The organism is Calidithermus roseus (assembly GCF_003574095.1).
In the GTDB taxonomy this organism is placed as follows: Bacteria; Deinococcota; Deinococci; order Deinococcales; family Thermaceae; genus Calidithermus; species Calidithermus roseus.
The window spans coordinates 1-22,152 of sequence record NZ_QWLA01000050.1; the positions used below are offsets into that span (position 1 = coordinate 1).

A 22,152-nucleotide genomic window follows, 5' to 3' on the forward strand; every position below is an offset into this window, starting at 1 on the left:
CTCCCGCACCGCCCCCTCCATGTACCCGTTCCACACCGCCGCCGTCTCGGCACTGGCCCAGTGGAGGCGCCCGATGGGCTGGCGCAGGGCCTCGCCGTAGGCCGTCCAGACGCTGGGGCCGAAGTGGGCCCCGTAACAACCCCTGGCCCAGGGCTCGTCCATCCAGTCCTTCTCCACGTACAGCTCGTACTTCGCCGCCTGGGGACCGAAGTAGCGCACCAAGCAGGCGATGGCGGCCCGCTCGCGCTCGGCCCGTGAGAGCCGGTGCATCCGGCGCCCGTCCTCACCCTCCATGAAGCCCAGCAAAACGCCCGGCGTGCCGGAGGGCGGGGAGTTGTCGAAGGTGACGCGAACGGGGCCCCGGTCGCTGTAAGCCTGTCCGGTCAGGCCCGCCCTGCGCCAGAAGGGCTCGGGGTAGACCACCATCAGCTTGATCACCGAGCCCACGGGGGCCTGCTGGGTGAGCTGGTCGCGCAGACCGGGCAGCGGGGGGTCGTAGACCAGGCGGCCCGCCAGGGTGGGGGGCAAGGCCACGATGCAGCGCTGCGCCAGCAGGCTCAGACCCTCGGCCTCCACGCGCACCGAGCTATGGTCCTGGGCGATCTTGCGGACGGGCCGCGACAGCAGCACCTGCTCGCCTAGCTCCTCGGCCATGCGCTGGGCGAGGCGTTGCGAGCCGCCCACGATGCGCTCGGCCTGGGCACCTCGGTCGACGCTGATGAGGTTCTCCAGGCCGCCGCCAGACTTGAGGTAGAACAAAAAGTGCAACAGCGACATCTGGTTGGGCTCCGCCGAGAACACCGCCTCGCTGACGAGTTCAAAGTAGCCCCGGCCATGGCGGGTGCGGGCCTGGCGTTGCAGCCAGGTGTGGAGGGTCTGGCTGTCGTACTCCAGGGCGCGGGGATGGGTCCAGGGGGCCTCGAGGTCGAGTTCCCGCGCCATGGTCTCCAGCCGCCGCGCCACCCGCAGGATGTCCAGCAAGGCCCACAGCGGGAATTTGGGGGCCGCGTTGCGGGTGGGGGCCATGCGGCTGGCCCTGCCCGCGAAGTGCACCACGTGCTCACCCTGGTTGTAGGTAGGGAAGGTCTCTAGGCCCAGCTCATGGCATAGAGCGTACATGTGCTCCTGGGTGGGGCCGATCCACTGCCCGCCCAGTTCGACCACGCTGCCGTCGGGGAGGGTGTGGCCCAGGACACGCCCGCCCACCCGGTCCTGGGCCTCGAGCACCAGCACCGAATGCCCCGCCTGCGCCAGGGTTCGGGCCGCCATCAGCCCGGCCAGCCCCCCTCCCACGATCACCACGTCGCAATCTCGCATACCACCTCCTTCGCGCAAAACCCAGCCTGGCTCCAGAGTAGCCCAATTCCGACCCCGGCCCCAGGACCCGCCAGGCGCCCCCGTCCATCTGAGCAGTTTTTGGACTGGCGGGTGAGCAGTGAGGCAGAGCACCATGGGCGCAGTGCCCGCGGAGGGTCCGCGAGAAGGCGAGCAACCCCATGCCAGCTCAAACTCCCCCACCCCTCGAGCGCCGCTACTGGTGCGCAGGGCTCTACCTGAATTTCCTGGCCGAGGCCCCCGACACCGGCGGCGACTTCACGCTCATCGAGGGCGTGGTGCGGGGGGGCACGGAGCCCCCGCACCACGCCCACACCTACGAGGACGAGGCGTTGTTGGTGCTGGAAGGGGAGCTCGAGGTCTGGTACGGCGGTCGCCACGTGCGCCTAGGGGCCGGGGACTGCCTCATGCCCCGGCGGCAGGAGCACTATTTCCGCTGCCTGACCCCCCAGGTGCGGCTGCTGGTGAAGCTCTCGCCGGGCGGACTCGAGCGGGGCTTCAAGGCTTTCGGCGTTCCGTTCAGCGAGTCGCTGCTACCCCCACCCCCCGAGCGGGTCCCCGACTTTCCCGAGATCGCCCGCATCTTCGGCGAGCTAGGGGTATATTTTGACGTAGGTACGCGGACAGCTATTCGATCTGGCGAGTGAGGAATATGCACAGCCTCGAGACCGCCTGGGTATTCGAAAGCCCGCTCGAGCCCCTCTGGAGTGCTTTGATCGAGGTGGGGCAGTGGGGGGGCTGGTGGCCCGGTCTCGAGCGCTGCGAACTGCTGGAACCCGCCGACGAGTGGGGGGTGGGAGCCCGCTACCGCCAGGTCTGGAGGCTGACCCCTTCGCGGCGGGTGACGCTCGAGGTGCGGGTGAGCGAGGTCATCGCGCCGCACTTGCTCGAGTTGCACACCACCCACGGCTTCAGTCGCTGGGGGCTGACGGAGGAGGACGGCCTCACCCTGGTACACCATACCTGGGTCGCGGAGGACCCGGCGGCCTGCACGGTGCTGCTGTGCGCAGGGGCCAGGGGGCTGGCCCGGCACCTGGGGCTGTGCCTCAAGGAGCAAGGCAGTTGGCTGAGGCCGCTGAACGAAGCCGACGGATTCCCTCCTTGGAGTTGAAGCGCGATGAAAACGACTGGTTCGCTTACGGACAGCTGGGCGAACCCATGCGCTTGATGTCGGTCAGAAGCCGATCTCCTCGAGCCGCCAGCATTGTTGAACGCCTTCGACAGGCGCTAAGGTAAGGCTCGTGGATGTGGCTTCGATCCTCCAACTCTACGCCCAGGGCTATTTCCTGATGGACAACGGCGACGGGCTGCAGTGGTACTCTTCCCGCCGTCACGCGCTGATCCCGCTGGACGAGCGTTTCCACGTGCCCCGCAGCCTGCGCCGCGCGCTCAACTCGGGGGCCTTCGAGGTGTACGTCAACCGGGACTTCGCGGGGGTGGTCGAGGGCTGCGCCAGTGCGCACAGGCGCGAGACCTGGATCTCCGACGAGCTGCGGCAGATTTACGCGGTGCTGCACCGGGCGGGCCACGCCCACAGCTTCGAGACCTGGTACGAGGGGCGGCTGGCCGGGGGCATCCTGGGCATCGCCATCGGCGGGGCTTTCATCGGCGAGAGCATGTTCTACTACGTGCCCGAGGCTTCCAAGGTGGCGATGGTGCGCCTGGTGGAGCATCTGCGCAGGCGGGGCTTCGCGCTCTTCGACGCGCAGGTGCAGAACCCGCACCTCGAGCGCTTCGGCGCTTACGAGGTCTCCGAAGGCGAGTACCGGCGGCTGCTGCGCCAGGCGGTGGGGCTGAAGGTGCGCTTCGCCTGAGCTCGAGCCTCCGTAACGCTGTTGTAACCGCATACCGCGCATAATGGCTGTAGAAATCCCACTGCGTCGCCGCGACCGGGGAAAGCTGGTCTGATGTGGTATGTAGGGGGTTATATGACCGATTCCAATCACGCCGTTAGCTTGCGCAACGGAAAGTTCAGCCCCGACCCGGCGGACCACACCACCAGCCTGCAGGACCTCGAGGGCCTCTTCGCCCACCTCACCAGCCACCCCAGCCGCCAGACCCTGGTGCTGCACTTTCACGGGGGCCTGACCGACTTCCACAGCGGCCTCGAGGTCATGAACCGCCTCAGGCCCCAGTACGAAGCCGCGGGGGCTTACCCTGTCTTCTTCCTGTGGCAAACCGGCATCTTCGATGCCTTAGAGCAGGCCCTACCTGGCGTGTTGGGGGAGGGAATTTTCAAGCGGCTGCTCGAGCAGATCCTGCGTGGGGCGGTAGGCAAGCTCAGCGGCGACGAGGGCGGGAGGGGACTCGGCGACGCCGACCTGCCGGATTTGGTCGAGGTCAAGGCCGAGTTGAAGCAGCCCGAGGCTTACCCCAAGATGAGCGCCACGCCCAGGACCACCCTCCTGACCCCCCAGGAGCAGGCCGAATTTCAGAAGCTGCTCGAGCACGACCCCCTGCTGCAAACCGAGGTCGCCGAGGTGATCAACGGCCTCGAGGGCCTGCCACCCGACCGCGGGCGGGACGTGGGGGTGCAGGAGAGCGTGAGCAGCCGGCTGGACGAAAGCATCAAGCAGGAGCTCAGGGAGGCTGCCATGTCGCCGGATCGGGGGCTGCTGGACTTCGTCAAGCCCATCGCACTGCGCGGAGCGCTGGTGCTGTTTAGGGTCATCAAGCGGTTGCTCGAGGGCAAGGACCATGGCCTGCACGCCACGGTGGTCGAGGAAATCCTGCGCGAGCTGTACGGCGGGGCGGTCGGAGGGGCGGTATGGGGCAGCATGAAAGACAGCAGCCTCAACAGCTTCGGGGACGACCCTCAGTGCGGGGGCACGGCTTTTCTGAAAAAACTGCGGGCCTACCTCGAGCAGCACCCCCATACCCGTGTGGTTCTCGTCGGCCACAGCGCGGGCAGCATCTTCATCTGCAACCTGCTCAAGGAGGCCGCCAGGCTGCAATACCCGCCTGACTTCAAGTTTGACGCGGTCTTTCTGGCGGCGGCGTGCGACTTCGGGCTCTTCGCGCAGGCCCTGGAGAAGGGCAATCTCCGCTCCTTCCACAACTTCGGCCTCAGCGACGCGCTGGAAAAAGCCGATGCGCTGCTGCGTCTGTCCCCGGTACCCGACTTCCTCAAGCACCTCTACCCCCACTCGCTTTTGTACCTGGTGAGCGGGCTCTTCGAAGAGCAGGTCGATCAGCCGCTGGTGGGGATGCAGCGCTTCCACAGCGGCTATGACAGCCCAGTCGTGAAGAATGCCCTGGCTCGGCTCCAACAGATACACAGCCGCATGATCTGGTCGGAGGGCCCCGCCATGCCCGAACCCAGCGCCGCGCTCCTCAGTACCGCCGACAACCACCCAGCCTTCGACAACGACGCCACCACCATCAAGAGCCTCCAGTCCATCCTGGCGGTCTGAGCACAGCTCACGCATAGCCTCGAGTGACGTTATGGCGAACGATGACTATGCCCTCTTGGTCGGGATCAACCGCTATCCCGACATCCGTGACCTCGAGGGGCCGGAAAACGACATCCAGGCCTTTTACGACTGGCTCATCGACCCCAACGGCGGAGGAATCGACCCGGCTGAGGCCAGGCAGCGCATCAAGGTGGTGCGCTCGAGCGACTTCAGCGACCCAAGCCACCCCACCGAGAACGAGATCGACGACCTGCTCAAGGACTGGGTGAAAAAAGCGGCCAACGAAGAGAGGGTGGGCCGGCGATTGTACCTCTACCTCGCCGGGCACGGCATCGAGATCCGGGAAAACCCCGCCGCACAGGTCATCCCCAGGGCCTCGCTGCTCACCGCCAACGGCAGCCGCCTGCGCCCGGGAGCCCACATCCTGGGCGCGGACTACGCCGCGGCCTTCCGCAATAGCTGGGCCTTCGACGAGGTGGTGCTGTTCATGGACTGCTGCCGGGAGGACATCGGCGCGGTGGAAAGGCGGCCCTTTCCCTTCATCCTGCCGCCACAGGGCTCCATCGCCGAGACCAAGCCGCTGTTCATGGGCTTCGCCGCCCTCAAGGGCAAGAAGGCCCGAGAGGAGGCGCTGGGCGAAGGGGGCAAGGTGCACGGGCGGTTCACCTGGGACCTGCTGCGGGCCCTGCGCCACGCTGCTGGGCCCGGTGGCAAGGTCACGGCCAGGGCTTTGGTGAACCTCATGCACAACCAGAAGCTGCCCAACCCGGCCCTGGGCGACCAGATCCCCAAATTCGACCTCTCGCCCACGGGAGCCGACCTCGAGCTGGGCCTCGCCGCCAGCGGTTTCAGGGTCACCCTCGAGATCGGCGCCCAGACGCCCGCGCCCGTCGAACTCATCGACGGCAACCTGAACCCACTCGAGGCCCTGCCGGGCGACAGCAAACGCACCCTTTCCCTCGCCAAGGGCCTCTACGGCTTGCGTCCACAGGGGTTGGAGCTCAAACTGTTTCAGGTGACCCAGCCAGAGCAGCTCGAGCTCGAATGGGAAGGAGGGGCTCGTGTCCGAATCCAAATCCAAGCTGAGGGTGCTTGACCTCGAGCCTGGCGCCGAGATCTTCGTGGTCAACCACCGCCTCGAGCGTATCGAGAAAGCGGTCTCGCCCGGCCCCGGCGGAGCCCTGGAGTACGAACTCGAGCCCGGCATCTACAAACTGCGCTTCCGAGCGGGCTACTCCATGCAAGACCACCTCGTGGCGCTGGAAGGGGGCCAGACCCTGGAGTTCAGGGCTCCGCGGTTAGCGTTCAATAGTGCCGCCCCCCTCCAGGGCACCGCCGACTTCGCCGGGCCCCAGCGCCAATCAGCCCACCGCATCAGCCAGCAGACCCAGCGGGAACTGGGGCAGGGTGGGGGATTTTTTCTCTACATCAGCGACCCCGACCGGCGGGGCCGCCGCCCGCTGGCTGAAGGGGTCAGCCTCCACGACCTCCAGGGCCAGCCCATCCTGAACGTACCAAGGGCCGGAAAAACCTCGCCCCGCTCGGCCCCTGAGCCCTGGTTTGCCTTGAGTGCCAGCTTAGAACCCGGAAGCTACCGCCTGCGCGTGACCACGGCGCAGGGAAAGCTCGAGCAGAGCGTGGTCGTCTGCCCCGGCTGGCAGACCCAGGTCTTCCTGCGCCGCACGCCCTTCTGGCATAGCCAGCGCTCCCAGCGGGCCCCCAACCTCTTCGAGGCCTCGGTGCTGATGCTGCGCCTGGGTGAAGGCTTCCGCCCGGAGCGCCCCGACCTGCGCTGGACCGAGCTGGCCCGCCAGGGGCTCTCCAGCGGACGGGCGGTGCTCGAGCCCAGTCTAATCGAGCAGTTGCTGGATCAAAAACTGGAAAATCCCATGCTGGGCCTGCTGGGCGGCCACCTGCTCCTGCTGGGCAACCCCGAGCAGGGTCGCCTGGAGCGAATCGTCTGGCGGTTGCGCGAAATCCTGAACTACCCCCACCCCGACGTGGAGGCGCTGGCCCTGAGGGCCGGGCTCGAGGTGCAACCCCTGAGCACACCCCCCCTGCTGCGCAGTAGCTGGGCGCTGTGGTTGCAGGGCAGCCTCAATCACCCCGAGCTCATCCCACTGGGCTCCTTCCCTGAACGCATCTCCACTGCCATCGCCGGCAGCGGAGCCTGGCTGGTCTGGCAGTACCGGCCCCAGCTGGATCAGCCCGCTCCCAGCCCAGGCCAGGATCCCGTCTACCGCCAGATGAAGGCGCAGGTCTCGGGCTACCTCCACCGCCTACAGCAATACACCCAGCTCACCCAGTCCGAGCGCTCCTCTCTACCCCAAAGCCTGTCTCAGCTGGCGCAGCAACTCCCCCCCGACCCCCTCCGGCCCGAGATGTCCTCAGCTCAGCAACTCGCCCGCGCCACCGGCCTGCCGCTGCAAAGCGTAAAGCGCATTCTCGAGGAAGAGGAACAGGCATAGGGCTATATTGCAAGCGAGATGACGATGAGCCAAGACGTATGGGCCGCAGGCGACTTTTACGAGCCTTACGTCGGACGCTGGAGCCGGCTGCTGGCGAGGGAGTTCCTCGAGTGGCTGGCCTTGCCGAGGGGGTTGGACTGGATCGACGTCGGGTGCGGGACTGGGGCCTTGACCCAGGCCATCCTGGAGCACGCAAGCCCGAAGTCGGTAAAGGGTGTAGACCCATCCCCCGGCTTCATCGAATATGCGAAGATGCATGTTGCCGACGAACGCGCGAGCTTTGAAGTCGGAGATGCCCGGTCGCTGCCCTTCGATACCACGAGCACCGATGCGGCAGTGGGCGGCCTCGTGCTGAACTTTGTGCCCCAACCGCTACTGGCGGTCAGGGAAATGGCGCGTGTGACCAGGCCCGGCGGTACCATCGCGACATACGTCTGGGATTACGCCGGAAAAATGGAGTTGATGCGTTACTTCTGGGACGCAGCGGTGGCGCTGAACCCTAAAGCATACGATCTCGACGAAGGCCGCCGTTTTCCACTGTGCCAGCCTGAGCCGCTGAGGGAGCTTTTCTCCCAGGCGGGGTTGCATGATGTGGAAGTGCAGTCGATGGAGATTCCCACCAATTTCCGCGATTTCGACGATTACTGGTTCCCCTTTCTTGGCGGGCAAGGTCCCGCGCCGGGCTATACGATGTCGCTTGACGAAGCCCAGCGAGACGCCCTCAGAGAGCAGATTCGAGCTGAGTTGCCTATTGCAGAAGACGGCGCGATCCATCTGATTGCCCGCGCGTGGGCGGTACACGGACGCAAGCCACCTTCGTGATGCCCAAGGACGACTCCACCTGGCAGATCGTTCACGGGCACCGGTCGGCGGTCCCCGAAAGGAAGGCGGCCTGTAATGAAACAAGTGACTTTAATAGCTCTTTACGGCGACAAACCCAAAGACCTGGAATTGGTCATCAAAAAATGCTGGGATCTCATTCAACAGTCAAAATTACATAAGATCTTCAAGCCTTACGATATCAGGCAGATACACGGCACCCTCATTGGGCTTGAGAAGCGTATGGGGTTCAGTGCGCCTTTGAATGCAAATTATTCGAGGAACCACGGCAACATGGCAGCTATGGACTTTGATTGTCTGTTGCGGAGCGTCAAGGCCAATCTTCCAATTCAAGTGAGGATCGGTGGTTTTAGTCATCTCTATAGCGAGTTTAAGAGCAAAAACAGCCTACCCTATATTCGCTCATTTCAGATCCAATGGGAGAACAAAAAAGTCGTGCTGATAGGCTGGCCCTATCATCGCGAGGAAGGCAAAGATGACTTCGCCTCTCGCAAAATCCTCTGGGATTTAAGAAGTGGCTTGGAAAGGCAATGCTACATTCAGCATAAGTATCCGAATGATAATGATCTGTTTATGGTAATCGGTGAAATTGCGGGTTTTGAGAATCGCAGCGATGAAGAATTGGAGGAACTCGAAGCACAGTGCGGTCGAGTGGAAGGTGCAGTTCGTGAATTTCTCTCTCGGACACCCATCGAGATAACGATTGGTGAAGAAAATACTTTCGTTGCGCAGTACGTTGAGGAAACCTTACCCTTATCTTCCACCAACGTGTACTGCATCCAAGACCGCTCGGTCACGGGAGATTTTATTTCAGGACTGTATTGAATGATTGAATGCTCGACTTCAAATTGGGTGACGCGCCCATCAGTATTACAAGATTACAAGCCGATTGACGCCCGCTGTGGGCTACGCGCTGCTCATCAGGAAACCTGAAGCTCGAGCCCCTCTCCCTTCACCCCAATCCTCAGGTTCCCGCCATTCTTCAGCGGCCCGAACAGGAGCAGGTCAGCCAGAGGTTTCTTGATGCGCTCCTGGATCAGGCGGGCCAGGGGGCGCGCGCCCATCAGGGGGTCATAGCCCTTCTCGGCCAGCCACTGCCGGGCCTCGGGGGTGATGGCGAGGCTCACCTTGCGCTCTTTTAGCTGGGCCTCGAGGGCCCTGAGGTTCTTGTCCACGATCTGGCCCATGATCTCGGGGGAGAGGGGGGCGAAGTGCACGATGGCGTCGAGGCGGTTGCGAAACTCGGGGGTGAACAGCCGCCGGATGGCCTCGTCGGCGGCCTCGGCCTTGGACTCGCGGAAGAAGCCGATGCGGGCTTCGCTGGCCTCGGCGGCTCCGGCGTTGGTGGTCATGATCAGCACGGTGCTGCGGAAATCCACGGTCTTGCCGTTGTGGTCGGTGAGTTTACCGTAGTCCATGACCTGCAAGAGGATGGCGTAGAGGTCGGGATGGGCCTTCTCGATCTCGTCCAGAAGCAGCACACAGTGGGGGTTTTGCAGCACCGCGTCGGTGAGCAGGCCGCCCTGCTCGAAGCCCACGTAGCCGGGGGGTGCGCCGATGAGGCGCGAGACGGTGTGCTTTTCCATGTACTCCGACATGTCGAAGCGGATCAGCGGCACACCCAGCTTGAGGGCGAGCTGGCGGGAAAGCTCGGTCTTGCCCACGCCCGTAGGCCCGGTGAAGAGATAGGCCCCGATGGGCTTCTGGGGATCGCGCAGCCCGGCGCGGGCCATCTTGATGGCGCTGGCCACCTCCTTCACGGCCCTTTCCTGCCCGTAGATCTCGGCGCAGAGCTCGGCCTCGAGGTTTTGCAGCACCGCCTGGTCGTCACGCGATAGGGACTTGGGCGGGATGCGGGCCATGCGGGCGACGGTGGCCTCCACCTCGGCCACCCCGATGCGGCTCTTGCGCCTGCTGCTGGGCTTGAGGGCTTCGCTGGCCCCGGCCTCGTCGAGCACGTCCAGGGCACTGTCGGGCAGGCGACGGTCGGAGAGGTGGCGGGCGGCGAGTTCGACGGCGCGCTCGAGGGCCTGGCGGGTGTAGGTGAGCTTGTGGTGGGCTTCGAGCTTGGGCTTGAGCCCCTCGAGGATCTGGATGGCCTCCTCGTGGGTGGGCTCGAGCACGTCGATCTTCTGGAAGCGCCGGGCGATGGCCCGGTCCTTCTCGAAGGACTTGTACTCGGCGAAGGTGGTGGCCCCGATGCACTTGAGCTTGCCGGTGAGGGCGGGCTTGAGCAGGTTGGAGGCGTCCACGGTGGAGCCGGTGGTCGAACCGGCCCCCACGATCATGTGAATCTCGTCGATGAAGAGAATGGCCCTCGGACGGGACAAAAGCGCCTTCACCACCGCCTTGAGGCGCTCTTCGAAGTCGCCGCGGTAGCGGGTTCCGGCCAACACGGCCCCCAGGTCCAGGGCGAAGATCTCGGCCCCGGCCAGCCCCTCGGGCACCTCGCCCCCCACGATGCGCTGGGCCAGCCCCTCAACCAGGGCGGTCTTGCCCACGCCGGGGTCACCCACGAGCAGGGGGTTGTTCTTCTGGCGACGCGAGAGCACGGTGAGGATGCGCTCGAGCTCGGCCCTGCGCCCCACCAACGGGTCGAGTTCCCCGGCGCGGGCCCGCGCGGTGAGATCGGTGCAGTAGGCCTCGAGGGGGTTCCTCGCCACTCCCCCCTCTTCCAAGTCGGCGGGGATGCCCTCCTCCTGGGGCTCCTGGCTGGTGCCGGTGGGCGGCGCCTCGCGTGAGATGGCGCTGGTGAGCTTGTAGCGCGAGAGCCCCAGGTCTTCGAGGATGCCGTAGACCCGCGACTGCCGCTCGTCCATGATGCTCACCAGCACATTGGCCCCGTTGGCCTGGTCCCGCCCCGCCGAGCGCATCTGGGCCACTGCCCGCTGCAACACCCGCTGGAAGGCGGTCGTGGGAACGGGCTGGACGTTGGGCAGGTTCTCCATTTCGGCCAGGGCGGTCTCGAGCTGGCCCCGTAGGGCAGCGAGGTCCACGCCGCAGCGCAGCAGCACCCGCCTGGCGTCAGCGTCATCGAGCAGGGCCAGCATGAGGTGCTCGAGGCTAGCGTACTCGTGACCCCGGTCGAAGGCGCACTCGAGGGCGCGCTCGATGGACTTTTGCAGTTCAGAGGTGACCATAACAGCAACGGCTTCCAGGCTCCAGGATGTCAGCCCTCCCCCCGGCTGGCTAGGTACTCGTTCACCTTTCCCCCTACTCCGGTTCCATGATGCATTGCAGGGGATGGCCTTCCTCGGCAGCGGCCTCCATGACCTGGTTCACCTTGGTCTCGGCGATCTCGAAGGGGTAAACCCCACACACCCCCACTCCCTGGTGGTGCACCGCCAGCATGATGCGGGTGGCCTCGAGCTCGCTCTTACGGAAGAAGCGCATGAGCACGTCTACCACGAAGTCCATCGGGGTGTAGTCGTCGTTGAGGAGCAGCACCTTGTATAGCTGGGGCGTGCGGGTACGGATCTGGGTTTTGGTCTTGGTGTCGCCCGTGGTGCTCACAAGCTCGAGTTTAGCAAGGAGGAGGGTTCAATAGATTTTCTTCCCCAGCAGACTGCTAGCAAGTTCGACCATGATGCGGGCGGTGCGGTTGGCGATGTCGAGGATGGGGTTGACCTCGACTAAGTCGAGGCTGGTTACCAGACCGGTGTCGCAGAGGAGTTCCATCAGCAAATGGGCCTCGCGGTAGGTAAGGCCACCGGGCACCGGGGTGCCCACGCCGGGGGCGATTTCGGGGTCAAGCACGTCGGCGTCGAGGGAGACGTGGACCCGCTCGAAGCCCTTGAACTTCCCGGCGATGGCCTCGGCGATGGCCGGAACGCGCAGGGTGTCCACCTCCTTCATGGTGTAGACCGTCACACCGCGCTCACGCAGCAGGCGCACCTCACCAGGGTCCAGGCTGCGAATGCCGATGAGCACCACGTCCTCCGGGCGCACCTTGGCCCCTTCCCAGCCCAGGTTGACCAGCCGAGGGTCGCCCAGGCCGCACAGGTGGGCCAGGGGCATCCCGTGGATGTTGCCGCTGGGCGAGGTCTCGGGGGTGTTGAAGTCGGCGTGGGCATCGACCCAGATCACGCCAATGCGCCGGTGGCGGCTGGCCCCGGTCACCGAGGCCATGGCCACGGAGTGATCGCCCCCCAACAAGATTGGGAAGGCGCCATCGGGCATGGCCTCGAGGTGGGCGATGGCATCCTCGCAGGCCCGGCGGATGGGCTCGAGGTAGCTCAGGCCGCCGCTTTCACGCTCATGGCGCAGGCTCTCGGCAATGGGGATGTCCACGTCGCCGTAGTCGTGAACCTCGTGCCCTAGCTCTTCGAGCACCGCCTGTAACCGGGCATAGCGGATGGCGCTGGGGCCCATGTCCACCCCGCGCCGCCCCTGCCCCAAATCCATGGGCATTCCCAATACGCCTATGCGTTTCATGCCTCCATGCTATAGGCCGAAAATGCCGTTTGTATCTTGATTCATGCCTTATGCATACGGGCTTGCATAATCAGCAGGCCCTAGACCCCCTGCCCAATTACCCTCGAGTCACCTTGAACTGCCGTGCCTGAGACAGCTATCGACCATCAGCAATCTAGGCAAGCAGTCTGGCAATCGTCACCTCCTTCAGCTTGACCCTACCCCCGCCCGGTGCTAGGGTGATTTGAATGGACTACGGTGAAATTCAAAGCATCAACCTCGCCCGCCTGCTGCGCGAGGGCGGCAGCACCGAGGCCAGGGGTCAGATCGCAGGCAAAATCGAGCTGGGCAACGACACCATCGTCTTGCAGGACGTGGTTTCGTGGAGGGTGAGCGTGACGGCGGTGGGCGAGAGCGAACTGTGGCTCTCAGGCGAGATCGCCGGGTACGCCATGATGGAGTGCCGCCGCTGCTTAGACCCCACCCCCACCCTGGTGCGGGCCTACTTCCAGCACATGCTGCGCTACCAGCCGGGCCTGGAGCACCTCGAGGCCATCGAGGAAGACGACGAGGAGGTCTTCCTCTTCGGCAAGCCCGACCTCGAGCTCTCCCCTTTCCTCTCCGAAGCCTTCGCCCTCGAGTTGCCCTACACCGCCCTCTGCCAGGAGGACTGTCCGGGCCTGTGCGAGTACTGCGGAGCCAACCTCAAGCGCGCTCCTCAGGACTGCTGCCCCGAGCGCAGTCAAAAGGGCAAGGAGGGCAAACTGGCCGTCCATTTGAAGAAGCTCGACCTCGAGGGCATTGAGTAGACCGACATCGACAGCCAGCAGGTGTCGAGGGCTGGGGGCTCGTGGATATCCCCCTTGCCCCCTAAGTTGACCAAATCGCCTCTGCCCGGTAGACTCGAGAGCGGTTTGCCTGGAGACCCCCGTCTCCCTAGTTGAAAGAGGTTCGCAATGGCGAAGCACCCCGTACCTAAGAAAAAAACCTCCAAGGCCCGGCGCGATTCTCGCCGCAGCCACTTTGCCCTCAAGGCCCCCGCGCTGGGCGAATGCCCCGAGTGCAAGACCCTCATCCCCCCGCACACCGTTTGCAGCAACTGCGGTTACTACGCCGGACGCAAGGTGCTGGAAGTCTGAGGCAGAGCTGCTTGTGATCCCCCTCCCCTATGTGGAGGGGGTTGTCGTTTTGGGGAGCCGATGGTCGATCGCTGGACGCGGGTCGTACGCAAGACGCCTCGACCCTGGACCCTCGACCTCGACGCTGGTGGGGAGGGTAAACCACGAGCCACCAGCCTCCCGCTGACGGCTGAGCGCTTACTGCTCTCCACCACCCGCGCTTTTTCATTGAACACAGTTCACGACGGAGCAGCGCCTCGCGGAGTAAACTTACAGGGTATGATTGCGCACAGCACGACGCGCTTTGCCCGATGCGGAGGACAGCCGTGAGCGTCGGAATACTGGCCCTTGGCACCTACGCACCCTCCAGGGTGATGACCAACCACGACTTCGAGAAGTTTCTCGACACCTCCGACGAGTGGATCACCACCCGCACCGGCATCAAAGAGCGGCGCATCGCCGATGAGCACGAGTTCACCTCGGACCTGGCGTTTCGCGCGGTGGAGGATCTGATTCGCCGTTATGGGGAGGATGCCCTCGAGGGTGTGGACCTGGTGATCGTGGCGACCAACACCCCCGACGCGCTCTTTCCCGCTACCGCCGCCCTGGTGCAGAACCGGTTCGGGCTCAAAGCCGGAGCCTACGACCTGCTGGCGGGCTGCCCCGGCTGGGGTTACGCCCTGGCCCAGGCCCACGCCATGATCCACAGCGGGCTTTCCAGGAAGGTGCTGGCCATTGGGGCTGAAGCACTGACGAAGATCATCAACTGGCAGGACCGCTCCACGGCGGTGCTCTTTGGCGATGGGGCCGGAGCCGCGGTGGTCGGACCGGTACCCAAAGGCTACGGCTTCAAGTCCTTCGTGCTGGGTGCGGATGGCTCGGGCGCTAAGGAGCTGGCCCTGGGCTGCCTCAATCCCCGGCTGCCGGGCGACCTGCCCATGCCCAAGACGATCTACATGAACGGGCGCGAGGTCTTCAAGTTCGCGGTGCGGGTGATGCATGAGGCTTCGCTCGAGGCCATCCAGAAGGCTGGGCTAACCCCCGAGCAGATCAAGTTTTTCGTGCCTCACCAGGCCAATGCCCGCATCATCGAGTCGGCCAGAGAGCGCCTGGGTCTGCCGGTTGAGCAGGTGTGGGTCAACGTGGACCGCTACGGCAACACCTCCACCGCGTCCATGCCCATCGCGCTCCAGGAGGCGCTGGACGCCGGGCAGATCCACGACGGGGACCACATCCTCTTCGTGACCTTCGGCGCGGGGCTGACCTGGGCCGCCAGCGTGCTGACCTGGTGGCAACCGGATTGAGGCTACGGGCTATAAGCCCTAAGCCATGGGCTTAGAGGATGAACTATCGCTGATCGGATCGCGTTAGCCTGCTCGCCGTGCAGTTACCCTACGCAATCCGCGCCGGAGGCTTTGATGATCGCAGCACTATTTCCCGGACAGGGATCACAGGAAATTGGCATGGGCAAAGCCCTCTACGAAGGCTCCAAGGCCGCGCGCGAAGTGCTGGAGCGCGCCGAAGCCACACTGCCAGGGCTCTTGAAGCTGATGTGGGAAGGCCCCGAGGACGAGCTCAAGCTCACCGCTAACCAACAACCGGCCCTGCTGGCCGTGGGCTACGCGGCCTTCCAGGCTTACCTCGAGGCCGGCGGCACTCCCCCCAGCTTCGCCGCCGGGCACTCCCTGGGTGAGTGGACCGCTCACGTCGCGGCGGGAACGCTTTCGCTCGAGGACGGCCTGCGCCTGGTGCGCAAACGCGGAGAATACATGCAAGAAGCCGTTCCGGTAGGCCAGGGAGCCATGGCCGCCGTGCTGAAGATGCCCGCCCAGGCCATCCAGGAGCTCATCGCGGGCCTCGACGGGGTGGAGATCGCCAACTACAACTCCCCCGAGCAGACCGTGATCTCCGGCACCGCCCAGGGCGTGGCCCAGGCCTCCGAGCGGCTCAAGGAGCACAAGGCCAGGGTGATCCCCCTGCCCGTCTCCGCCCCCTTCCATTCCTCGCTGATGCAACCGGCGCGGGAGCGCCTGCAGCACGACCTCTCCCAGGTTGAGCTACGCCCGCCGCGCTTGGAGGTCTACTCCAACGTGCTGGCCCGGCCCGAGAAGGGCCCCGAGGCAATCCGGGAACTGCTGCTAGAGCAGATCACCCATCCGGTGCGCTGGGTCGAAATCCTGCAACACCTCAAGGAACGAGGCGTAACCCGCTTCCTCGAGTTCGGCTCGGGGCGCGTGCTCAGCGGGCTGGTGGGCAGGACGCTCGAGGGAGTCGAGGCCAGGAGCTTGACGAATCCCGAGGAGATTGCCGAGATCCTGAAGCTCGAGGCCTAAAGCTCCTTGCTTTTGGCATTCATCGCCTTATGGCTATCGACTATCGAGGTATTTTTGCGTTCGATGGAGGTTCCATGCGTAAAGCACTCGTAACCGGTTCATCCCGTGGCATCGGCAAGGCCATCGCACTCGAGCTGGCCTCGAGGGGCCATGCCCTGGCCATCCACTACGCCGCCAGCAAGGACGCCGCCGAGGCAGTGGCCGAGGAGGCCCGCGCGAAGGGCTCTCCTCAGGCCGTGGTCATCGGAGCCGACCTCGGCACCCCCCAGGCCGCCGCTGGGCTCGTCAGCGAGGCCAACGCCGCGCTGGGTGGGTTGGACATCCTGGTCAACAACGCCGGGATCACCCGCGACACCCTCCTCATCCGCATGAAGGACGAGGACTGGGACGCAGTGATTCAGACCAACCTCTCGGCCATCTTCCACGCCACGCGCGAGGCGGTGAAGATCATGATGCGGGCCAAGTGGGGCCGCATCGTCAACATCAGCAGCGTGGTGGGCATCCTGGGCAACCCCGGCCAGGCCAACTACGTCGCGGCCAAGGCCGGGCTGATCGGCTTCACCAAGTCGGTGGCCAAGGAATACGCCACCCGCGGCATCACCGTCAACGCCGTCGCGCCGGGCTTCATCGAGTCGGACATGACCGCCAAGCTGCCCGAGAGTGTGGTGGCCGAGTACCTCAAGCAAATCCCCGTGGGCCGCCTGGGCAAGCCCGAGGAGGTGGCCAAGGCGGTGGCCTTCCTGGTCTCCGACGATGCGGCTTACATCAACGGGCAAACCCTCTGCGTTGACGGGGGCATGACCCCGCACTGACCTCTTCAGCTCAAGCGGCCTTGAGCGACCCTTGTGGTAGAATCCCCCTTCGGAGGGTTTGAACCATGGATATCCTCGAGTCCGTAAAAGAAGTCATCGTTGAAAAACTCGGCGTGGAAGCCGAAAAAATCACCCCCGAGGCCCGCTTCATCGAAGACCTGGGGGCCGACAGCCTCGACACCGTCGAGCTCATCATGGGTTTGGAGGACAAGTTCGGGCTCGAGATCTCCGACGAGGAAGCCGAGAAGATCCGCACCGTTCAGGACGCGATCAGCTTCATCCAGAGCAAGCAGTAACCCCCAAAACCAAAGCCCCCACCCGTGCAGGTGGGGGCTCGAGTTTTTTCGCTAGCGCCGCTCGTAGGAGAGGATCTTAAAGACCGGGATGGTAGATCTCTCCACCTGGCGCATGATCGAGGGTTTGTTAGCGCCAGTGTTGATGTAGACCACTTCGGATTTCTGTCCTGCAGCACAGCTGCTCTGGTTACCAGCGGAAGTGGTACAGAACATGTTGGCGACCACGCTGCCGAAGAGCACGTTATCCTTGACGATACGGAAGGTGCCACCGGAGTAGAGGGGGGCCATCACATACTGGCCACGCTGATACACATCCCCCTCAGCCACCAGACCCAACACGTGCTGCGGGAAGAAACCGTCGGAGGTTTTGGGCAGCAGATTGCTGTCGAGGTCGAGTGCCCCACCGCTACCCGTGGAGTTTTTCATGACGGTCAGCGAAGCGGTGTTGACCTGGGTGTAAGAGCCGTTGACACTGACCCAGCTCCGAGCAGTGTAGTCGATGGCTTTGCTAAAGGTGAGATTGAAGCCCTCGAAGTCCACGCTGCCATAGACCGTGAACCCGGCTGGGCTCGAGCTGCCGTTGTAGACAAAACCCCCCTTGCGCCCATCGGGCAGGGTATAAGAGCAGTCCACATTCTGGGTGTTGAAGGTCAGCGACGAGGTGTTCAGGAAGGTCAAACAGGCGGCCGGCGGTGTAAGCGGGTTAGGCGAGAGGGCGGGCCAGGAAAGGGTGGTAACGCCGGCTACCCGCACGATCCGTAGCCCACTTCCAGGTGTACTGGACTGATTCTGGATGCAGTCCCGCCAGGTGGGGGTGGGGTTGCCAGCAATGCTGCATTCGCCCCGGCTACCCAAGGTGGGGAAGCCGGGAGCGTTAGCGATGTCAAATGGGGCAGGCCCCTGCTCAGTGCATATCCCTTTGGTCCTGGTGCATACATCGGAGGCGTTTCCGCTGACATCCGAGGCTCCATTGCCCACGTAGACTCCCTTGACCTTGTTGGTCGGCTCACCAATAAGCGTGCTGCCGCCAACTTCGACCTTTCCGTACTGCACCCGCAGGCTGGCACAGAGGTCATTGGCTACCCGGTTGGCCGAGTCTACCCGGCCAGACACCGCCGAGTAATCGCTCATGTTGTAGTGGTTAAGGAGCGAGAAGTTACCATTGCTCTCGATTACTTTCTGGTTGGGATTGTTCGGGTCGCCTACGATATAGATACCGCCGCGGATGGTGGCTCCCCCGTTGATGAACTTGTTGGCCTGTCCCTGCCCGGCAAAAATGGCGTTGTCTAGGTAACCGGTGTTGGCAATCTGAAACACCGCCTGTACAGTAGAACGAGCTCCGGCAGAGGTTCCCACCGACGTCACGGTGTAGATCTGGGGGTTATTGGTGGCTCTGGTGATGGTCACCCGGTACTGGCCAATCACCCTTCCGCTGGTGTCGGTCACTGACTCGGTGAACGGGCCCATCGTGCCGCCGGTGAAGGGGGTAAGTGTACCATCCCGGTCGAAGTCGATGCCGTTGGCAAGGCTGTTGCGACAGACCGTGCTGCCTCCCGATGGGGATGAGGTCGAGCCCTGTTCCACCCAGCGGTAATTCTGGAACAGGATGGTCTTGTACTTCTGCAACCCGGCCTGGGCCACGTAGTTGGCCTGGGTGGAGGTGCTGTCGTTGCGGGCAGTCCACTGCTCAATCTGAGTGGTGAAGAAGGTGCCAAAAGCCAGCACTCCCACCACCACCAGGATGGCCAGCGTAGTTATGAGGGCAATTCCGTCTCGTCTCACAGGTCCTCCTACTGGTCCTTGAGGTTAGGCATCAGGACTTCCTGGGTCATCGCGTAACAGACATAGCCGGCAGGGCAGGTGACGCTACCGGAGACTGTTGGGTAAGTGGTGGAGGTGACGTTGCCCACCTGGTTGGTCGAGCGGCCCACCACTGAAACCACTGCCGAACGCGGGTATGCACTCCCGGCGGGGCAGTTGGCGGGGTCTGGGTAGTTGTTGAGTAGGTTGTCGTTGCTGCAGCGGTAGCGGATATCCAAGGCCAGGATGTTATCGGCCACAGGGACCGCGGCGACTGTGGTGGGATCGGTGGAGCAGTCGCCATCCCCCACGTCCTTGCGCTGAAGCGTGTCTCCTGAAAAGCTGTAGACCACCTGACGGCAAGCAGTGCCAATGGGGCGCAAGCTGGTGGCGTAGGCTACCCCAAAGGTGTCGCGCACCCCCCCGTCGCTGGCCACCAGGCAATTCTCCACCGTACAGGCGTTCAGTATCGTCGATACGGCCCCGGTACTACTGACGAAGCGGCTCGAGCCCGCGAGCTGCAGGTCTTGCGTCACCAATTGCATGACCGCGCGCACCCTGTCCTGCACCTCATTGGCAGCCTGGGTACGCCTGGTGAGTTGGGCGTTGCGAGCGAAGTAGCCCACCACCAAACCCAGTACCACCGTCAGCACGGCCAGGGCCACCACCAGTTCGATGATGGAAAAACCCTTGCGGCTCACCGGCCACCTCCCGCCGTGGTTGGAGTGGGGCAAGGTATGGGCGCGTCACTAGTAGGCGAGGGGTACACGTCATAGCAGGTGATGCGGTTGATCAGGGTGATCCGTGGACCGCGCAGGTGCTGAGCCGAGACGGTGATGGAAACCACCCCTTCCCCAGTGATCCCAGCTTCGCCGACGATCCTCCAATCGACGCTGGAGATTGAACTGCCCAGGCTGTTTTGTAGCGCAGCAGGAAGGTTGGTCTTGCCTCCGGCGCAGGCAACACCCCCGCTGCTGTTGCCATAAGTCAAGTCCGACAGCGGACGCAGGTTGGTTCGGGTGCCCGGACTGGTCGGTGTTACGGTGCTGGGGCAGCGGTAGTAGTAGTCGAGGAACAGATAGCTGATGTATTTGGTCGTAGAGCCAAAGGTGACCGTCGCATCGTAGTAGGTGGCGGTGGTGCTGGATACTTCTACCGTCTTGGTCACCTCGGCTTGCAGGGCCTCCAGAACCCTGGTGGCTGCCGCCTTGGTCTCGCTGGCGTAACGGGTTTGAGCGCTGGCCCGCAGGTTGGAAAGCTGGCTGAACAACAAGGCAGTGAAGGCGATGGCCAGAATGGCCAGAGCGATCAGGAGTTCAACGAGGGTGATGCCCTGGGTCTTCCTCATTGGATGCTCGCCCTCCCCTGGGTGTTGACCGCTATTGTCTTGCTGTGGGTGTTCGACTGGTTCGTAAGCACCACCGTTCCTCCGAGCTGGTCCTGCGGGATGCCCCTCGAGTCAAACACGATGCCGGTGAGGGTGGTGCCCGAGCCCATGGTGACTTGGGCCAACTCCCCTTGGCCCAGGACAACTTGCTGCAACACCCGGTCGGTGCCAGGGTCGAAGGCCGCGTTGCCGTTGGTATCCACCCAAACCATATAGGATTTCTGCGAGGTATTGACGCTCAATCCGGCGTAGGTGTTGTTCTTGATGGCCTCGAGCCTGGCGCGGGTGACGTTGGCGGCTAACCCCTGGGCAGCCTGATTGACCGCGATCCGATCCGATCGCAGCGACCCAGCCATCAGACTGAGGAGTATCCCCAGAATCGCGAGGACGATAAGAGCCTCGATAAGGGTAAAACCCTGGCGCGACTTGCTCATCTTGTTTACGACCCTACACCACTTTTGGCTTCGCGGCACGCCCAAATGTATCAAGGCGTAAAAACTTCGTTCAGATCAATATTTCTGCCCTAAATTGCGGTGCGTTTTCGGGAAAAAAGCAACGCTTTTGCGTAACATTAAGCTAACCTATATTCGGGAGTTAATCTGCGGTTTTTTCGACCACTCGGAGGAATGCCCTTCTTAGTAGGGCTAAGTGGTGGTAAATTCCGCATGAGAGCACGTAATGGAATGGCCTGTGGAGTCGCAAAAACCCACACCCCCTGTTGGGGGTGTTAGGGTGTTTTGTTGGTGGGGCTCTCAAACTCAGAACAGCGGCAAGGGCTTGAAATCGCCCATCAGCACGGCGCGGGGGTCGGCCTGGATCCAGCTCAGGGCCGAGGCGTAGACGTTGCGGAAGTCGGTGCGGTACTTCAGGTCGCCGTCGTCGAGGTCTTCCAAGTCGGGCTCGCCCCCGTACAGTCCGCCCCTGATGGCGCCCCCCAGCACCAGCATCAAGCCGCCCTTGCCGTGGTCGGTACCATAGGAGGCGTTCTCCTCGACCCGGCGGCCAAACTCGCTGAAGACCATCACCATCACGTCCTTGTCGCGCCCGATTGCGCGCATGTCCTGGCGGAAGGCGGCCAGGGTCTGGGCCAGGTAGCCCAGCAATTCGGCCTGGCGAGGCGGTTGCGCGGCGTGGGTATCCCAGCCACCGAGGGTGGTGTAGTAAACCGAAGAGCCCAGCCCTCCGGCGATCATGCGGGCCACGTCGGCCATGCTCTTGCCGAAGCCGTTATCGGGGTAGGCCACCCTGTTCTTCACCTCGCGCAACTGTCCGATCTTGTCGAGCGCCCCCCGCAGGCTCAGCATGGCTCGCCGTACCTCCTCGGCAGTGCCGCTGCGGGTCTGCCGGATCTCGCGATTGAACTCCTCCTCGAATCCCCTGGGCAGCCGGATGCTGAAGGTTTCGATGCTGGAGATGGCCGGGGCAGTGCGCAAGTCGCCCTGAAGGGCTTGGGGCGAAGCCCCGCCGAGGAAGGTGTCGCAGAAGGGGTCGTCCTGCAAGTCGCCCCAGCGGCCCAGCCAGCCGTGCTCCTGCTTGCGGGTGGGGTCGGCGGTGTGCCAGATGGAGGTGGAGATGAAGTGGCTGCGGTTGGGGTTGGGGTAGCCCACCTGGGGCAGCAGGGCCAGCTCGCCACTTTCCCACAGGCTCATCAGCGGGCGCAGTTGCGGGTGCAGGCCGAGCTTCTCGCCCCTGGCCCCCAGGTCGAGCACTTCCTCGCGCTTGACGGCGATGTTGGGCCGCTTGCGGTAGTACAGCTCATTGCGGAAGGGCACGAGGGTGTTGAGCTGGTCGTTGCCCCCGAAGAGGTTGACCACCACCAGGATCTTGTCCTTAGAGCGCGCCGCCAACGCGCTGCGCGAGAGCAGGGAGGGGGCCCCTTGCCCCAGCGCCAGCGCCAGCAGCGATTTTTTGATGAAGTCGCGGCGATCCATGCATTT

The 22,152-nt window shown here is 63.9% G+C and carries 23 protein-coding genes; 14 read left to right on the forward strand and 9 right to left on the reverse strand.

The annotated features are described in order from the left end of the window. Positions 1-1,317: flavin monoamine oxidase family protein (locus Mrose_RS12310; RefSeq protein WP_147371637.1), on the reverse strand; the 1,317-nt coding region annotated here is incomplete at its 3' end. Between the two features lie 179 nt (positions 1,318-1,496). Between Mrose_RS12310 and Mrose_RS12315 the strand changes: the two genes are divergently transcribed. The 8 genes from Mrose_RS12315 to Mrose_RS12350 all read left to right on the forward strand — a co-directional run bounded on the left by Mrose_RS12315 (position 1,497) and on the right by Mrose_RS12350 (position 8,881). Next, positions 1,497-1,982: a cupin domain-containing protein gene (locus Mrose_RS12315; protein ID WP_119278669.1), complete on the forward strand. Its 486-nt coding sequence runs from the start codon at positions 1,497-1,499 to the stop codon at positions 1,980-1,982. A 5-nt stretch (positions 1,983-1,987) separates the two neighbouring features. Further along, the gene (locus Mrose_RS12320; protein WP_119278671.1) at positions 1,988-2,446 is read left to right on the forward strand and encodes an SRPBCC family protein; all 459 of its coding nucleotides are present in this window, start codon (positions 1,988-1,990) and stop codon (positions 2,444-2,446) included. 136 nt (positions 2,447-2,582) lie between these two features. After that, on the forward strand, positions 2,583-3,149 hold the full coding sequence (aat, locus tag Mrose_RS12325; RefSeq protein ID WP_245969881.1) for a leucyl/phenylalanyl-tRNA--protein transferase: 567 nt from the start codon (positions 2,583-2,585) through the stop codon (positions 3,147-3,149). A 114-nt stretch (positions 3,150-3,263) separates the two neighbouring features. After that, entirely contained in the window at positions 3,264-4,748 is a 1,485-nt protein-coding gene (locus Mrose_RS12330; protein WP_119278675.1) for an RBBP9/YdeN family alpha/beta hydrolase, read from the forward strand. 31 nt (positions 4,749-4,779) lie between these two features. Continuing rightward, on the forward strand, positions 4,780-5,844 hold the full coding sequence (locus Mrose_RS12335) for a caspase family protein (RefSeq protein WP_119278676.1): 1,065 nt from the start codon (positions 4,780-4,782) through the stop codon (positions 5,842-5,844). Then, the gene (locus Mrose_RS12340; protein ID WP_147371638.1) at positions 5,810-7,216 is read left to right on the forward strand and encodes a hypothetical protein; all 1,407 of its coding nucleotides are present in this window, start codon (positions 5,810-5,812) and stop codon (positions 7,214-7,216) included. The genes Mrose_RS12335 and Mrose_RS12340 overlap by 35 nt, the downstream gene beginning before the upstream one ends. Before the next feature lie 18 nt (positions 7,217-7,234). Further along, positions 7,235-8,038, forward strand: a complete 804-nt coding sequence (locus tag Mrose_RS12345; protein ID WP_220452324.1) for a class I SAM-dependent methyltransferase — start codon at positions 7,235-7,237, stop codon at positions 8,036-8,038. A gap of 75 nt (positions 8,039-8,113) precedes the next feature. Further along, positions 8,114-8,881: a hypothetical protein gene (locus tag Mrose_RS12350; protein WP_147371639.1), complete on the forward strand. Its 768-nt coding sequence runs from the start codon at positions 8,114-8,116 to the stop codon at positions 8,879-8,881. Positions 8,882-8,976: 95 nt separating this feature from the next. Here Mrose_RS12350 and Mrose_RS12355 read toward each other — a convergent pair whose 3' ends face one another. The 3 genes from Mrose_RS12355 to rocF all read right to left on the reverse strand — a co-directional run bounded on the left by Mrose_RS12355 (position 8,977) and on the right by rocF (position 12,490). Beyond that, positions 8,977-11,196: an AAA family ATPase gene (locus Mrose_RS12355; RefSeq protein WP_119278683.1), complete on the reverse strand. Its 2,220-nt coding sequence runs from the start codon at positions 11,194-11,196 to the stop codon at positions 8,977-8,979. 73 nt (positions 11,197-11,269) lie between these two features. Beyond that, on the reverse strand, positions 11,270-11,569 hold the full coding sequence (gene clpS / locus Mrose_RS12360; protein ID WP_119278685.1) for an ATP-dependent Clp protease adapter ClpS: 300 nt from the start codon (positions 11,567-11,569) through the stop codon (positions 11,270-11,272). Between the two features lie 27 nt (positions 11,570-11,596). Beyond that, the gene (rocF, locus tag Mrose_RS12365) at positions 11,597-12,490 is read right to left on the reverse strand and encodes an arginase (protein ID WP_119278686.1); all 894 of its coding nucleotides are present in this window, start codon (positions 12,488-12,490) and stop codon (positions 11,597-11,599) included. Between the two features lie 227 nt (positions 12,491-12,717). Here rocF and Mrose_RS12370 point away from each other — a divergent pair, with 227 nt between their 5' ends. The 6 genes from Mrose_RS12370 (at position 12,718) to acpP (ending at position 17,028) form a co-directional block, all read left to right on the forward strand. Next, positions 12,718-13,278: a YceD family protein gene (locus Mrose_RS12370; protein ID WP_119278688.1), complete on the forward strand. Its 561-nt coding sequence runs from the start codon at positions 12,718-12,720 to the stop codon at positions 13,276-13,278. A gap of 147 nt (positions 13,279-13,425) precedes the next feature. Next, positions 13,426-13,608, forward strand: coding sequence for a 50S ribosomal protein L32 (rpmF, locus tag Mrose_RS12375; RefSeq protein ID WP_119278690.1), 183 nt, complete (start codon positions 13,426-13,428; stop codon positions 13,606-13,608). A gap of 290 nt (positions 13,609-13,898) precedes the next feature. After that, positions 13,899-14,891: a beta-ketoacyl-ACP synthase III gene (locus Mrose_RS12380; RefSeq protein WP_119278692.1), complete on the forward strand. Its 993-nt coding sequence runs from the start codon at positions 13,899-13,901 to the stop codon at positions 14,889-14,891. Positions 14,892-15,005: 114 nt separating this feature from the next. Continuing rightward, positions 15,006-15,920: an ACP S-malonyltransferase gene (gene fabD / locus Mrose_RS12385; protein WP_119278694.1), complete on the forward strand. Its 915-nt coding sequence runs from the start codon at positions 15,006-15,008 to the stop codon at positions 15,918-15,920. A 74-nt stretch (positions 15,921-15,994) separates the two neighbouring features. After that, positions 15,995-16,732, forward strand: coding sequence for a 3-oxoacyl-[acyl-carrier-protein] reductase (fabG, locus tag Mrose_RS12390; protein ID WP_119278721.1), 738 nt, complete (start codon positions 15,995-15,997; stop codon positions 16,730-16,732). Between the two features lie 65 nt (positions 16,733-16,797). Beyond that, positions 16,798-17,028, forward strand: coding sequence for an acyl carrier protein (acpP, locus tag Mrose_RS12395; RefSeq protein ID WP_119278696.1), 231 nt, complete (start codon positions 16,798-16,800; stop codon positions 17,026-17,028). Between the two features lie 51 nt (positions 17,029-17,079). On the opposite strand, the gene Mrose_RS12400 is transcribed toward acpP, so the two are convergent. From Mrose_RS12400 to Mrose_RS12420, 5 genes are all read right to left on the reverse strand, one after another. Beyond that, positions 17,080-18,810 (reverse strand): competence protein ComZ, encoded by a 1,731-nt coding sequence (locus Mrose_RS12400; protein ID WP_119278698.1) that lies wholly within the window; start codon positions 18,808-18,810, stop codon positions 17,080-17,082. 8 nt (positions 18,811-18,818) lie between these two features. Beyond that, positions 18,819-19,529 (reverse strand): prepilin-type N-terminal cleavage/methylation domain-containing protein, encoded by a 711-nt coding sequence (locus Mrose_RS12405; protein WP_119278700.1) that lies wholly within the window; start codon positions 19,527-19,529, stop codon positions 18,819-18,821. Next, a complete protein-coding gene (locus tag Mrose_RS12410; protein ID WP_119278701.1) occupies positions 19,526-20,176 on the reverse strand; it encodes a prepilin-type N-terminal cleavage/methylation domain-containing protein in 651 nt (216 codons plus the stop codon). Before Mrose_RS12410 ends, Mrose_RS12405 begins: the two co-directional genes overlap by 4 nt. Further along, a complete protein-coding gene (locus Mrose_RS12415) occupies positions 20,173-20,649 on the reverse strand; it encodes a GspH/FimT family pseudopilin (protein WP_119278703.1) in 477 nt (158 codons plus the stop codon). Before Mrose_RS12415 ends, Mrose_RS12410 begins: the two co-directional genes overlap by 4 nt. Positions 20,650-20,973: 324 nt before the next feature. After that, complete coding sequence (locus tag Mrose_RS12420; protein ID WP_119278705.1) at positions 20,974-22,146, reverse strand: DUF1501 domain-containing protein; 1,173 nt, start codon at positions 22,144-22,146, stop codon at positions 20,974-20,976. Between the last annotated feature and the right edge of the window lie 6 nt (positions 22,147-22,152).